The sequence below is a fragment of the Aeromonas sp. S9(2024) genome, from assembly GCF_041403185.1.
Taxonomy (GTDB): domain Bacteria; phylum Pseudomonadota; class Gammaproteobacteria; order Enterobacterales; family Aeromonadaceae; genus Aeromonas; species Aeromonas enteropelogenes.
This window is the reverse complement of record NZ_JBGLRE010000001.1, coordinates 380,250-394,046: the sequence shown is the minus strand read 5'-3', so window position 1 is coordinate 394,046 and position 13,797 is coordinate 380,250. Positions and strand designations below refer to the sequence as shown.

Here is a 13,797-nt window from a genome sequence, read left to right as displayed (position 1 = left end):
AACTGATGCCTGCGCATAGCCATAGTGGCGCACATTGGCAGGGAGCAGGAGTATGTCAATCGCGCTGATGAAGTGATGAAGTGATAAAAGAGAGTTATCAACGCAAAGAGGCCACCCAGGGGTGGCCTCTTGTTATGACTGACGGTCACTGATGGGTAGAGCACTCAGGCTGCTTTGGCGAGCATGGCCTCATCGCTCTTCTTCATGCGCAGTTTTTTGAGGGCTACCGCCACCACGCCGGTGACGATGGCGCCGCAGATCATGCAGAGCAGGGCCAGCAGCGGCTTGTTAACTGCACCCAGCAGGGCCACGATGGGGCCACCGTGAGCGACGCTGTTGGTGATGCCAAACAGGAAGGCCATCACGGCGGCGGTCATGCTGCCCAGCACGTTGGCCGGAATGACGGCGAGTGGGTCGCGGGCGGCAAACGGGATGGCGCCCTCGGAGATCCCCACCAGACCCATGGCACCGGCGGCCTTGCCCGCTTCGATTTCAGAGGCATCGAAGATGCCGAGCTTGCGACCGAGCACGGTAGCCAGCGACATGCCAAGGGGGGCGACCGGGATGGCGCAGGCCATGGCGCCCATGAACTGGGTCTGGCCGGAGGCGATCATGCCCACCGAGAACAGGAAGGCTACCTTGTTGACCGGGCCACCCATGTCAAAGCCGGCCATGCCACCGAGCACAATCCCCAGCAATACTAGGCTGCCACCGCTCATGGAGAGCAGCATGGCGTTCAGACCCGTCATCATGTCGGCGATGGGGGCGCCGATGATGAAGATAAAGACGGCGGCGATAAAGAGCGACCCGACGATGGGGGCGATCAGGATCGGCACCAGCGGTTGCACCATCTTGTGGTACTGGCGAGTCGCAATCCAGCGCACCAGATAACCGACCAGGAGGCCCGCTATGATGGCGCCGATAAAACCGGTGCCGGCGTCGGCGCCGTAGAAGCTGCCGTTGTTGGCGATCCAGCCGCCGATAAAGCCCGGCGCCAGCGCCGGACGGTCACCGATGGCATAGGCGATATAGCCGGCCAGAATGGGGATCATCAGGGTAAAGGCGGCCACGCCCACGTTGAGGATCTGGTTCCACATGCTCCCTTCCGGGATCTGCATGCCGCTTGGGGTCGGGTTGCCGCCGATGGCGAGCGACAGGGCAATCAGCAGGCCTCCCGTGACCACAAACGGGATCATATGGGAGACGCCATTCATCAGATAGCGATAGAGATCCGAACTGCCGCCGCTGCTCTTCTCCTCGCTCTTGCGCTCATCCTTGTCCGCAACAAAGGCGGGGGCCTTCAGGGCCTGCTCGATCAGCCCTTTGCCATCCTTGATGGGCGCCTTGACGCCGGTTTTGATAAGCGGTTTGCCATTGAAGCGGGCCATGTCCACCTGCTTGTCGCAGGCCACCACGATGGCGCTGGCGCGGGCGATTTCGTCCGCGGTAGGGCTGTTCTTGACGCCGATGGAGCCGTTGGTCTCCACCTTTACTTCGTAACCGAGTTCACGGGCGGCGCGCTCCAGGGATTCCGCCGCCAGATAGGTGTGGGCGATACCGGCCGGGCAGCCTGTGACGCCAATGATCAACCCCTTGCTGGTGGTCGTAGTGACGGCTTGCTCCTCTTTTTTCTCAAGCAGCAGCGCCAGTGCCTCGGCCGGCGTCTTGGCCGCCAGCAATGCATCGATAAAGCCCTCTTCAATCAACTTGGCGGAGAGCTCGGCCAGCACCTCGATATGGTGGTTGGCGCCCCCGTCGGGGGAGGCGATCATGAAAAAGAGGTGGGACGGCTTGCCATCCTCGGCGCCGTACTCGATGCCGGCGCGGCTGATGCCGATGGCCACCGCCGGGGTGCTCACCGCCGCACTCTTGGCGTGGGGCAGGGCCACTCCTTCCTCGAAGCCGGTGTTACCGAGTTCCTCACGGGCCCACAAGTCCTTGATAAAGGCCTGCTGGTCGCTGACCTTGCCTTGCGCCGCCAGCAGGGCGGCCATCTCGTGGAAGACCCCCTCCTTGTGCGTCACTTTCAAATCGAGATTGATCAGATGTTCATTGATCAGTGTGGTGATCATGGCGCTCTCCCCGCTCCCTTGATGGAGCTGTTGGTATGCCGCCCTTGTGCGGTCGGCATGCAGACAAAACTTGACCCCACCATTATCGCGCCGGGGAGTCAGTCACCCTATCGGACAAATGTGCGAATAACTGGATTTTTGTGCGGTTATGGCCTGAGTGTGACCCTGATCTCACCGCAGAGCAGCTGACAAAATGGGGCTGAAATGAATCGCGACATTAATTTTTATAGTTAAAAATCAATTTGTTATGATTTTACTTGTCGAAATGTATTTGCCATGGCACGTGCGGCCCTCCGGACGAAAGCAGGCAGGGGTCTGTAAATTTGTGAGGTAAAAAGGAACCAAAAGGTGTGAGCCACCGCACACAAATGGCGGTGATGGAACGAGTGAGAGGGGAAGTAAGCGAGGAGAAAGGTGGAGAAATGGGTTGAACCATCAGAGGGGGATTGACCACCTTTGTGGGCATGTGGAGCCATAGGTATGGTGCCCGTAGCCCGTAGGGTGCAATGAACGGAGTGAATTGCACCGCTGATATGGTGGCTGGGATGTAGAGGTGTAATGCGCTGCGCTTATTACACCCTACCGGGTTGATTACGCGAATATCCGAATACGCTTCGTGACTCGAAACTAAGCACTAATTCTTTGCGATTAGGGTATTCCCCTCGACTCTGAGAAGAGCCGGTGTGTTAACCCCGTGCAAATGGGGGGCTGCGCGTTGGTAGAAATGGCGTTCGACCGGTGATGCATAGCTTTTCCTGATGCAGGGAGTGCCATCCAGCATGTGGATATTGACCGAAGCGCTTCCCATCTTTGCCAGCTCGTGTTGTGTCACCCAGTTCCCCGTTAGCTATGAATGGCCATTTGAGTGAGATAGCGATTTACCTCGGCGCGAGTCGTGAAGTGGCGCTTGTCGCTTTGGCATCGTTCAAACAGCTCGCGATGGAATTGGCGGGAGCTTTTGCTGGCTCGTTGCTCATATTCCGATGCCCACACCAGCAGTTGTTGAAAGTTCTCTTCGGCTGCCATTGCATCGTGCTGCTTGGCGCTTTGTGAACTGCGCAACAGCAGTGAATCACGGCATACAGACCAGTCGAGATCCAGAAATAGCAGGGTGTCGGCGGCATCAATTAGCTGTTCGGCCAGGGCACCAAATACCCCTTCGACCACCCATGAGGGCTCTTGGGCAAGTGTTTGAATTGCAAGGTCAATCTCATGCTAGGGCCGTTTTTGGTTAAAGCCGCCTGGTTGCCAGACAATAGTGTCCAGATTGACCTCGCGGATATTTAACCGCTCAGCCAGCTGAGCTGCCAACCAGCTCTTGCCAGATCCCGAGTTGCCAATAATCAGAATGCGTTTCATCTATGAGTGCTCTTTAAATATCCAATTGGCCGGTGACTATATCTGTTTCCACTCACTCTGGAGGACGGCCAATACCACGGTATCCCACCACTGATCTTTGAAGAAACGGTGTTTGCGAAACTGCCCCTCTTGTTTCATGCCTAACGCCTTGCATAACCGAATTGCAGCGCGATTCTGGCTGATGGTTTCTGCATAGATCCGGTGTACACCCAATTCGCGGAAACCAAAGCTTATCAAGGCGTATGCGGCTTCATGTATGAGTCCATGCCCCTGATATTCTCGGGCCATGCCACATCCCATCGATGCCTGATTATCCGCTTCAAGTCGCAGGCAGACCGTGCCAATAAATTCTCCGGTCGCTTTGTACTCGATGGCCAATTGATAGGCAGTGCGAGGATATTCATTCGCCTGTTCGATAAACAGTCTGGTGAGCTGCCGATGTTTATCCGGGTCGCAATCTGACTCGCTGTAAAACCGCTGGTACTTGCTCTCTTGCGAGATGGCGACAAACGCCTCTTCATCCGCTGGCTGCATATCGCGCAGAATAAGGCGTTGGTTTTCAAGTTTAAATATAACTTCCCTGTTAATCGCAGAGGTGCGTATCAAGTACCGTAGGGAGCAATGAACGAAGTGAATTGCACCGCTTGTTTGTGCAGATAGAGTGGTGGCTGAAAGGTAGAGGTGATGACGCGAATGTCCTAATACGCTTCGTTATTCGAATCTACAAGTACTGTTAGGATAATTTTGCATAGCGACCATCAGCAACAATTCGATCATATCGTTTAACAAACTCAACTAATTTTTCTGAGTTTTCAGTGTATGAATTTAGCCATTTCTCCATCGCTTTCTTTAATTCTGCAATCAAGTCTACAAAGTTGAAATATTTAGTGTCGTGGTCTGAGAATGTTTTAGTTCCAGCTGGTGCTATGGTAAAGCTGATTCTATCTACTTTGCCTTGTTGTACTTTACGAGAATCTAAGTTTGTCATATGTAAAATTGAATTGCGAAATTCCCATAATTCATCTTCACTAATATTTAGTTCAGCAAGTGTTGCGTACTTTTTCAACCAAAGGATAAAAACATTACCACTTTCCTCACCGAAATCTAAATAACCCATAGTGTCGATAAATGAGACTAATAATTTCATCGAAGATAAATAATGCTGGTTGTTAAAAAGAAGTTTAATCGCTATGTAGTGATCATCATGGATTAAGGTCGCTATATTGAATTGCCCATTGATGAAATATTTTTCAAGATAATCACTCATGTAGCCCGCACCTAGTTTTGGATGGCCTTGGTGCTTAGAAAGGTATAATACACCATGGTCTGATTGAATATCATATTGGGGAGTGTTGTTTATTACAGGCGTTGATATATAAAGAACATTTATTGGTGCATTAAGATATTTAAAGATATTTTCGAACAATTCAATGCTTTTACCCAGTCTAATCATGCCATTGAAATGGGCCATGGAAAGTCTTCCATTTTGATCGCATAAACCTTTCGGAACTGAGTGGCGGCTACAAATTAATAAATCGCTTTGTATGTTTTGTTGTAAAAACTTAAGTTTTTCTTCGTCAGAGCCAGAAATATCATGGGAGACAACTCCGAGCTCCATAATGTATTTTTGGTCATTGGAGACAAAATAGAAAATGTTGTAAACTATTTCACGCATAAAAATCCCTCTCAAAATGTATTATGCGGACTTTTGCTATCTAACGAGCAGTAGGTTAGGAGTAGTTCGCGATACACTTATCAAAATGGGTATTATCTCTCCCACCCGACAATAACCACGCTAATTAATCTTTCATCTATTCATATCTAGTTTAACCACCCCTGAAGCTGGTGGTAAACATCATTGTTATTAAAGTCATCCACATTCTGGCTGGAGAAGATTAGCGGGATACAACTTATACCAGCGCCTGTTTCTGCGCTTCGACCACCCACGTATTGATCAGCACCATGTTAGAGATGGAGCATAAATCTCACGCTACCGCCCCTGAGTTTCAGCCCTCAGCCTGCTGCTTTTGACTTGTGAGTAGCCCGGTAAGGCTGGATGACTGACCGTGCTGGAAACAACGTTGAGTCATAGAGATGACTCCAATGAAGCTTTGGTTGCCAAGTGGGTCATATTAGTCAAGACGGTGGGGGAGCAAAACAGGGAGCCGATAAAAACCGGCTATAGATCAATAAATAAGTTATTAGCCGACGATTATTTGCTCGCCCATGACTGGCGAGAGTGGTTATCGGTGGAGCTCGATGGGCAAAGTGGTATCTGGTTACCGGCCTTGATGTGAGGGATGTTTTGGCTTCACCTTGAATGGTTGATTCATTTGGTTGCAACCCTAACTGATCGCCACTGATAGTCAGGCAATAAAAAAGCGCCCTCGGGCGCTTTTTATTATTCAGAGGGGGTTAGCCGATCAGGCTGGCCCACAGGTCATATTCGTCGGCTTCGTCGATGCGAACCTTGACCATGTCGCCGGGCTTGAGGCTGGTTTCACCGTTGAGGTAGACCAGACCGTCGATCTCGGGGGCATCGGCGGCGGAGCGGCCGGTGGCACCCTCTTCATCCACTTCGTCGATGATGATGGTCATCTCCTGGCCGACCTTGCGGGCGAGCTTGCGGATGGAGACCTGCTGTTGCAGCTCCATAAAGCGCTGGAAGCGCTCTTCCTGTACCTCTTCGGGCACGGGATCCGGCAGTTCGTTGGCCTTGGCGCCCTCGACCGGGCTGTATTTGAAGCAGCCGACCCGATCCAGCTCCGCCTTGTCGATAAAGTCGAGCAGCATCTGGAAGTCCTCCTCGGTCTCGCCCGGGAAGCCGACGATAAAGGTGGAGCGCAGGGTGATCTCGGGGCAGATCTCGCGCCACTTCTGGATCCGCTCCAGGGTGCGCTCGACGGTGCCGGGACGCTTCATCAGTTTCAGGATGCGCGGGCTGGCATGCTGCAGCGGGATATCGAGGTAGGGCAATACCTTGCCATCGCGCATCAGGGGGATGACGTCATCCACGTGCGGATAGGGGTAGACGTAGTGCAGACGCACCCAGATATCGAGCTTGGCCAGCTCTTCGCACAGGGCGACCATGCTGGTCTTGACCGGCATGCCGTCGTAGAAGCCGGTGCGGTGTTTTACGTCGACACCATAGGCGGAGGTGTCCTGGGAGATCACCAGGATCTCCTTCACGCCGGCCTCTTTCAGGCGCTTGGCCTCGGCCAGTACCTCGCCGATGGGGCGGCTCACCAGATCCCCACGCATGGAGGGGATGATGCAGAAGGTGCAGCGGTGGTTGCAGCCTTCGGAAATCTTCAGGTAGGCGTAGTGACGCGGGGTCAGCTTGACGCCGTGGGCCGGCACCAGGCTGGTAAAGGGGTTGTGTTGCGGCTTCTCCACGTATTTGTGAACGTGGCCCAGCACCTCTTCATAGGCGTGGGGACCGGTGATCTCGAGCACCTTGGGGTGGATCTCGCGGATCTGGTTCTCTTTGGCGCCAAGGCAGCCGGTGACGATCACCTTGCCGTTTTCGGCCAGGGCTTCGCCGATGGCTTCCAGAGACTCCTGCACCGCGCTGTCGATAAAGCCGCAGGTGTTGACGACGACCAGCTCGGCATCGTCATAGCTGGGCACCACGTCGTACCCTTCGGTACGCAGCTGGGTCAGGATGCGCTCGGAATCGACCAGGTTTTTGGGGCAACCCAAGGAGACGAATCCTACTTTGGGGGCCTGTTTTGTGTTGGACATCGCTCAATCACTCTTAGGTGGCTTTACTTCAAGGGCGCGGATTTTACCTAAATGGCTAACCAAAAACTATACAGCCGACACACTGGAGCGGAACTATCTCTGTCGTCCGGGGTAATAACGGCACGGTGCGCGTTCCCCGTGACGACCCGGTGGCACAGATATCTTGTTGAGTCATATATTATTTGAGCCGGGATAGTAGAGTAGATTCACTATACTTCCAGCAGATAAAGGGATGGGGGAAGGGATGGATAACTCATTTGGTGATCGCATGCAGAGTATGCACGCCACCCTGCGCCAGCGTTTTGACAAGCTGAGCCGGGTGGCCATTGCGATTTACGATCAGCATACGGATCAGCTCAAGACATTCAGCCACAGCACCGACGGCCCCTCTCCCCTGATGCAGTACGAGATCAAGTTGAGCGACGTGCCCTCCCTGAATTATCTGGCCACTCATCAGCAATCCCGCGTGCTCGATACCCTGGCATCCTTAAAAGGCTCCCCCGCGGAGCACAGCCGCAAGCTGCTGGAGGCGGGGTTTGCCTCCAGCTATACCGAGCCGCTGCTGTTCAATGACAGGCTGTTCGGCTTTCTGTTCTGCGATGCCAGGGAGCCGGATTATTTCAGTGTTCCCCTGTGCAACGAGCTGGCAGCTTATGCCCAGATGCTGGCGGCCATCATAGCGGTGGAGTTTTTCTCAATTCAGACCCTGAACGGGGCCCTGACCACGGCGCGGGAGTTCAGCCGCTATCGGGATGAGGAGACGGCCAACCACTTGCGGCGGATGTCGGCCTATGCCCGCCTGATCGCCAGGACCCTGGCCCCGAGCCATGATCTTAACGATGAAGAGGTGGAGTTCATTCATCTCTTTTCGGAACTTCACGATATCGGCAAGATTGCGGTGCCCGATGCCATCTTGCTCAAGCCGGGCAAGCTGACACCGGAGGAGTTTGCAGTCATGCAGACCCACACCCTCAAGGGGGAGGAGATGATAGCGCTGATGATCAAGGAGTTCGGCCTCGATGGCATTCATCACATCGACATGTTGAAGCACATCATCATCCATCATCATGAGCGTTTCGATGGCACGGGCTATCCCTATGGGCTGACCGGCGAGGCCATCCCGCTGGCCGCACGGATAGTGACGGTGGCCGACGTGTTTGATGCCCTCACCAGCAGGCGCCCCTACAAGGAGCCCTGGGATTTCGACACGGCCTTTCATTATCTGGAAGAGTATGCCGGCAGTCAGTTTGACCCGGCTTGTGTTGCGGCAGCGCTGCACAACAAGGCGGCCTTTCTTGCCATCCATCAGCAGTATCAGGATCCGGCCTTCACGCTCGGAAAAACGGTAGAGCAGGCCAATCCGGCATGATGAAAGGGGGCACTGTCAGGTGCCCCCTTCTCCTTTCTCTATACGGCCTGTGCCGGTTGCCCGATAACCTTTGGGGACATCAGGATTTGGGCGGCGGTTCGCTTATCTGATGCAGGTGATCCGCGCAGGCGCTCGAGCAGCCGCAAGGGCGTACCTCTTTATCCCCCCGTTTTTGTGCCAGCTTGTACTGACGCCACCAGACGATGGTGCCCATGGCGACGATAAGGACAAATGAGGCGAGCAGGCTCAACAGCCAGATTGACATGATTTCCCCTCCCTGTGGTGGCAGCAGGGGTGATCAACGCCCTGGCCGCTGTTTTGAGTATTGCGGCAATGGCCATGCGCCGCCCCGCTATTTCGCCGGCAGGCGTGTGCCCCCGGCTGTTGGCCGGCGGGACGGATCCCGTGGATGGATGGTGCGCCTTGATGGTGTCGTGACGGGCGGCCCTGACTTGCCTCTGTCAGCGGTATCAAGTTGGCGGGGGCCAGCAGTGCAGGCAGGGGCAAACGGCCCGAACGGCACTGCATGACCCGGATGCCGGCAGCCAGCAGGCGACCCAGCATCTGCTGGCCGATGTTGCGCACCATCACTTGGCCGACGCCATGTTCGGCCAGCGTCGCCAGCAGTGCCTGTTTGCCGCCGCATCCGGTCGTGGCCGCCGGATTGGCCAGAGTGGCCAGTACGGCTCCAGCAGGGCTCAGGATTTGCAACTGCTCGGCACGGCTGAAATGGCCGGCCAGCAGGCCCTGGCTCAGCATGATGGCACTATTGCCGGGGGTTGTTTCATGGTTCATCACGATCTTCTCCACTGGTTTTCTGGTCGGGCTCGGCAGGCTGCATCATCAGCGCTTTGCCCAAGCTCAGACATTCCACCACCTTGTAACGGCCTTTTTTCAGGATATTGGCCAGGGTCTGGCGGGAGACACCCATCACCCGCGCGGCCTCCTGTTGCTGCATCCCCTGCAGGTCGACCAGTCGCAGGGCCTCGAATTCATCGGCCGCCAGGGCGACTTGCTCCAGTTGGTGCATGGGGCGGCCATTGGGTTTGAAGCAGCTGTTGGCGGGGCGGCCACAGATCTGGCGGGCAATCTTGGGTCTTGGCATGGTGGCTCCTAATTAGCATATGCCATTTATACGCCTGTAAATGGCATATGCCAATTATTTTGTCGGATTGAGTCATGGATGACGTCTTTGCGAAGAGGGAAGAGAGATGCATGAAGAGGGAGAAACAACACGGGCCCAAACCGAAGTTTGGGCCCGTGGGGGCATGTCGGGATTTTCGCCGGTTGCTTACGCGGCTTCAGATTGGCGAGTCACTCCGGTGGCTTCACTGCCATTGGCGAAACGGTCGGCCCACAGGGCGATGACGCCATCGCCGGTCACGTTGCAGGCGGTGCCGAAGCTGTCTTGCGCCAAGTAGAGGGCGATCATCAGGGCGACGGAGGCCTCACTAAAGCCGAGCATGGAGGTGAGCAGGCCCAGAGCCGACATCACGGCCCCCCCCGGTGCGCCCGGTGCGGCTATCATGATCACCCCCAGCATCATGATGAAAGGCAGCATGGTGCCATAGCCCGGGATCGCCAGATGCTCGGAGAGGAACATCACGGCGGTGGCGCAGGTCACCAGGGTGATGGTGGAGCCGCTCAGGTGAATGGTGGCGCACAGAGGCACGGTGAAGTTGGCGATCCCCTCGCTTACCCCGTTGTTCTTGCTTGAGCGCAGGGCGACCGGGATAGTGGCCGCGCTGGACATGGTGCCCAGGGCTGTGAAGTAGGCGGGCAGCATGTTCTTGATGAGGGTGAGCGGTGAGCGGCCAAGGGCCAGACCGGTACCGATGAAGAGTACGGAGAGCCAGATCCAGTGCATCAGGATGGCCATCACCAGCACCACGCCAAAGGTCTTCAGGGTGGCGAATACAGTGCCGACTACGGTCATTTCGGCGAAAACACCGGCGATGTAGATGGGCAGCAGCGGGATGATCACTTTGGCCAGCAGGCGGTCGATAATGTCTCGGCCCTGATCGACTACCTTACGCAGGTCGGTGGCCTGGGTCGCACTGATACCGATGCCGAACACAAAGGCGGCGACCAGAGCGGACATCACCCCAAAAAATGGCGGGATCTCCAGATTGAGGTAGGAGGCAAGCTCGGTAGCTGTTTCTGCCGTGGGCTCGGCGGCGCTGGTCAGCTGCGGGATCAGGTGGCTGGCCACAGTGAAGGCGAACAGACCCGCGAGTATGGTAGAGCCGTAGGAGAGGGCAACCGTCTTGCCCAGCAGCTTGCCGGAGTTTTTCGGCAGGCTGGCGATGCCGCTCATGATGAAGAACAGGATGATGAGCGGGATGGTGAAGGTGATCAGCTGGCCTATGACTGTCTTGGCCGTGAACAGCACGCGCGCCACCCACTCAGGGGCGTAAAGACCGAGCAAGAGGCCTGCAAGGATGCCAGCAATGAGTTTGAGGACAAGTTTCATAATAAAATCCGCCTGAATATGTATTGTCTGGTTTGTTATTTAATTTCTATATTAATCGTGTTTTTTTAACATTAAATCCGTGCTATGTCTGCCTATTTCGTTAAATCTCCGAGTTAAATATTGTCAATCACCCCAAACACCGAGTGGAACCCTTTGGACTCAGTTGCCGGAAATATGTGATGAATTAATTCGTTAGGGAATGGGTTGCGGGATCCGCTGCAGGTAGAGAAGGGTTTGCGGTTGCCCTATAGCAGAGGGGGGCTGACAGTGAGTCGGTACTAATGGCAGGCTTGTTTGCTCGATAACCAGCTGAATCCTGTCTCTTGCCTGGGTCATATCATCTTGTGGCAAACGGATGCACAGCAGAGCCCCCGGTTTGAGCAGGCTTGCCAATCGCTGCAATTGGGTGGTAAGGGTGGAAACATGGTGGCCAAACTGGCCACTGATCCAGATGCCGTCATAGGGCAGCACAGAATGTATCTGCTCGATATGACAGACACGTACCGCTTGTCCGGTTTGTTGCGAGGCGAGCTTGGCCTGTCCCAGTCTGGGCTCGCAGGCGGTCACCACATGGCCCAGTTGGCGAAAATGCGCCAGATCTTCGCCGCTGCCGCAATTGGCGTTGAGCAGGTGAGCCTGTTTGGGCAGGGCGGCGAGAAAGTGGGCGCACACCGTCTGCACTTGGGCAGAGTGTGGCGCCGACAAGGGGCTGACGGGGTGTGACACTGAGGGACCTCCAACAAAGGGGGGCATACTCTAGCAAACTTGGCTGTGACCAGCCAAAGGTTGTGGCGTCAGGGGAAGGTTATGGGCGGGTGCTGGCCGGGCCGTCAACCAGCTGCAACATGGCGAAGATACTGTCGAGCAGGAAGTCTGCTTCCTTTATAAGGTCAATTCTGGCCGGAAAGTGCAGCCAGTTGACTATGTAGCCATCCAGGGTGCAGTGCACCAGGGTGGTGGCCCGCTTCAGATCCAGGGTCGCCGGCAATTGCCCCTTGTGGATGGCATTGGTGAGGGCCGTCTCCAGATCCTGGAAGAAGTTGCCCGACTCGCTGCGGATGTGTTCGCGCAAAGAGAGCGTCTCGCCATCGAGCGATTCCAGATTGAACAGTATGGTGAACATCTGCTGGTGAGCCGGATCCGTGGTGATACGGACAAGGACCCCTTTGAGAAAAGTTCGCAGTTTGCCCAGGGGGTCGGGCTCCTGCTCGGAGATGCAGGCATCAAGTTGGTGGGAGAGCGGCTCGCACAGCTCTTTCCACAGTGAGAAGAAAAGCTCTTCCTTGTTCTTGAAGTGCCAGTAGATGGCACCGCGAGTCAGCCCGGCGGCCTTGGCGATATCGGTCAGGCTGGTTCTGGCCAATCCCTGGGCACAGAAGAGCGCCAGTGCGGTCTTCATGATATGGCAACGGGTCTGCTGCGCCTCTTCTTTGGTTCGTCTGGCCATGGGGTGATGCACCTCGATATAAGCAAAAAGTCACTTACATACATTTATGAATGTATGTATATTGCCTCATCTTCCGATTTTTTTCCAACGGGGCCGTCTGGCCCTGCCTGTTCATTGACTGGCTGAGATTAAGGTGTTTCATGCATAAACATATTCTTGCTCGTTCGGTGGGCCTTGCCTTGCTGGCAACGGGCCTGCTGGCAGGTTGTGGTGACAAGGACGGGATGCCGCAAGGGCAGGGGGGCATGCCTCCGGCTGCGGTCGATGTCGTCACGCTGCAAAGCGGGCCGCTGCAACTGACCACAGAATTGACCGGCCGCAGCGCAGCGCTGCGCATCGCCGAAGTTCGCCCCCAGGTGAGCGGTATCCTGCTCAAGCGTCTCTTTACCGAAGGAAGCGACGTGAAGGCGGGCGATCTGCTTTATCAGATCGATCCGGCTATTTACCAGGCGGAAGTCGCCAGCGCCAAGGCCAATCTGGCCAAGGCCGAGGCCAACGAGCGCAGCGCTCGCCTCAAGGCCAAACGTTATCAAGAGCTGCTCAAGGTCAAGTCCATCAGCCGTCAGGATTACGATGACGCCGATGCCAGCTGGAAGCAGGCCCAAGCCGAGATCATGGCGAGCAAGGCAGCCCTGCGCACCGCAGAGATCAATCTGGGCTACACCCGGATCACGGCGCCCATCAGCGGCCGCATTGGCAAGTCAGCAGTGACCGAAGGGGCCCTGGTGACTGCCCAGCAGGCCAGTGCACTCACCACCATTCAGCAGCTCGACCCCATGTATGTGGACGTGCGCCAGTCCACCGCCGATCTGCTGCGCCTCAAGCGGCTGGTGGCCGAGGGCAAGCTGACCCAGGACGAGCAGAAGGGAGCCAGGGTGAACTTCCAGCTGGAGGATGGCTCCAGTTACGGGGAAGCAGGTTCACTGCAATTCTCCGATGTGACCGTGGACGAGAGCACCGGCATGGTGACTCTGAGGGTCATAGTGCCCAATCCTCACCAGTTGCTGCTGCCCGGTATGTTCATGCGCGCCACCTTGCAAGAGGGTGAGCGGGCCCAGGGGCTGCTGGTGCCGCAAACTGCCGTCAGCCGTACCCCCAATGGCGGCGCGACCGTGCTGGTAGTGACAGCCGACAACAAGGTCGAGCTGCGCAATGTCCAGCTGAGCCGGGTCGTCGGCAGCAACTGGGTGGTGGAGTCCGGCCTCAAATCAGGTGAGAAGGTGATCGTCGCCGGTCTGCAGAAAGTGCGTCCGGGTGCTGAGGTCAACCCGACTGAGCAGGCGGCCACTGTGTCTGCCGCCCAGACTCCGGCCAACAAGTAGGATGGAGTAGT

General features: G+C 55.9%; 13 protein-coding genes and 1 pseudogene. 3 read left to right on the top strand and 11 right to left on the bottom strand.

Annotated features, from left to right (window positions below; all coding sequences use genetic code 11):
• Positions 1-164: 164 nt before the first annotated feature.
• The 4 genes and pseudogenes from ACB028_RS01700 to ACB028_RS01685 all read right to left on the bottom strand — a co-directional run bounded on the left by ACB028_RS01700 (position 165) and on the right by ACB028_RS01685 (position 5,106).
• On the bottom strand, positions 165-2,072 hold the full coding sequence (locus ACB028_RS01700) for a fructose-specific PTS transporter subunit EIIC (protein WP_371143351.1): 1,908 nt from the start codon (positions 2,070-2,072) through the stop codon (positions 165-167).
• Positions 2,073-2,915: 843 nt separating this feature from the next.
• A pseudogene (locus ACB028_RS01695) lies at positions 2,916-3,431 on the bottom strand (AAA family ATPase).
• A 36-nt stretch (positions 3,432-3,467) separates the two neighbouring features.
• The gene (locus ACB028_RS01690) at positions 3,468-4,004 is read right to left on the bottom strand and encodes a GNAT family N-acetyltransferase (RefSeq protein ID WP_371143493.1); all 537 of its coding nucleotides are present in this window, start codon (positions 4,002-4,004) and stop codon (positions 3,468-3,470) included.
• Positions 4,005-4,164: 160 nt separating this feature from the next.
• Positions 4,165-5,106, bottom strand: a complete 942-nt coding sequence (locus ACB028_RS01685; protein WP_371143350.1) for a hypothetical protein — start codon at positions 5,104-5,106, stop codon at positions 4,165-4,167.
• A gap of 391 nt (positions 5,107-5,497) precedes the next feature.
• Between ACB028_RS01685 and ACB028_RS01680 the strand changes: the two genes are divergently transcribed.
• The gene (locus tag ACB028_RS01680) at positions 5,498-5,728 is read left to right on the top strand and encodes a hypothetical protein (RefSeq protein WP_371143349.1); all 231 of its coding nucleotides are present in this window, start codon (positions 5,498-5,500) and stop codon (positions 5,726-5,728) included.
• Positions 5,729-5,846: 118 nt separating this feature from the next.
• Here ACB028_RS01680 and rimO read toward each other — a convergent pair whose 3' ends face one another.
• Complete coding sequence (gene rimO, locus ACB028_RS01675; RefSeq protein WP_042072122.1) at positions 5,847-7,175, bottom strand: 30S ribosomal protein S12 methylthiotransferase RimO; 1,329 nt, start codon at positions 7,173-7,175, stop codon at positions 5,847-5,849.
• 244 nt (positions 7,176-7,419) lie between these two features.
• Between rimO and ACB028_RS01670 the strand changes: the two genes are divergently transcribed.
• Positions 7,420-8,544 carry an HD-GYP domain-containing protein gene (locus ACB028_RS01670; RefSeq protein WP_371143348.1) on the top strand — a complete coding sequence of 375 codons (1,125 nt, stop codon included), beginning with the start codon at positions 7,420-7,422 and terminating at the stop codon, positions 8,542-8,544.
• A 79-nt stretch (positions 8,545-8,623) separates the two neighbouring features.
• On the opposite strand, the gene ACB028_RS01665 is transcribed toward ACB028_RS01670, so the two are convergent.
• The 6 genes from ACB028_RS01665 to ACB028_RS01640 all read right to left on the bottom strand — a co-directional run bounded on the left by ACB028_RS01665 (position 8,624) and on the right by ACB028_RS01640 (position 12,464).
• Positions 8,624-8,809, bottom strand: a complete 186-nt coding sequence (locus ACB028_RS01665) for a hypothetical protein (protein WP_371143347.1) — start codon at positions 8,807-8,809, stop codon at positions 8,624-8,626.
• The gene (locus tag ACB028_RS01660; RefSeq protein WP_371143346.1) at positions 8,791-9,339 is read right to left on the bottom strand and encodes a NifB/NifX family molybdenum-iron cluster-binding protein; all 549 of its coding nucleotides are present in this window, start codon (positions 9,337-9,339) and stop codon (positions 8,791-8,793) included. The genes ACB028_RS01665 and ACB028_RS01660 overlap by 19 nt, the downstream gene beginning before the upstream one ends.
• Positions 9,329-9,649 (bottom strand): DUF134 domain-containing protein, encoded by a 321-nt coding sequence (locus ACB028_RS01655; RefSeq protein ID WP_371143345.1) that lies wholly within the window; start codon positions 9,647-9,649, stop codon positions 9,329-9,331. Before ACB028_RS01655 ends, ACB028_RS01660 begins: the two co-directional genes overlap by 11 nt.
• Positions 9,650-9,835: 186 nt before the next feature.
• Complete coding sequence (locus ACB028_RS01650; RefSeq protein WP_042072117.1) at positions 9,836-11,017, bottom strand: dicarboxylate/amino acid:cation symporter; 1,182 nt, start codon at positions 11,015-11,017, stop codon at positions 9,836-9,838.
• Between the two features lie 192 nt (positions 11,018-11,209).
• A complete protein-coding gene (locus tag ACB028_RS01645; protein ID WP_371143344.1) occupies positions 11,210-11,743 on the bottom strand; it encodes a class I SAM-dependent methyltransferase in 534 nt (177 codons plus the stop codon).
• A 79-nt stretch (positions 11,744-11,822) separates the two neighbouring features.
• A complete protein-coding gene (locus ACB028_RS01640) occupies positions 11,823-12,464 on the bottom strand; it encodes a TetR family transcriptional regulator (RefSeq protein ID WP_225633064.1) in 642 nt (213 codons plus the stop codon).
• A gap of 140 nt (positions 12,465-12,604) precedes the next feature.
• Here ACB028_RS01640 and ACB028_RS01635 point away from each other — a divergent pair, with 140 nt between their 5' ends.
• The gene (locus tag ACB028_RS01635) at positions 12,605-13,786 is read left to right on the top strand and encodes an efflux RND transporter periplasmic adaptor subunit (protein WP_042024877.1); all 1,182 of its coding nucleotides are present in this window, start codon (positions 12,605-12,607) and stop codon (positions 13,784-13,786) included.
• The last annotated feature ends 11 nt before the right edge of the window (positions 13,787-13,797 follow it).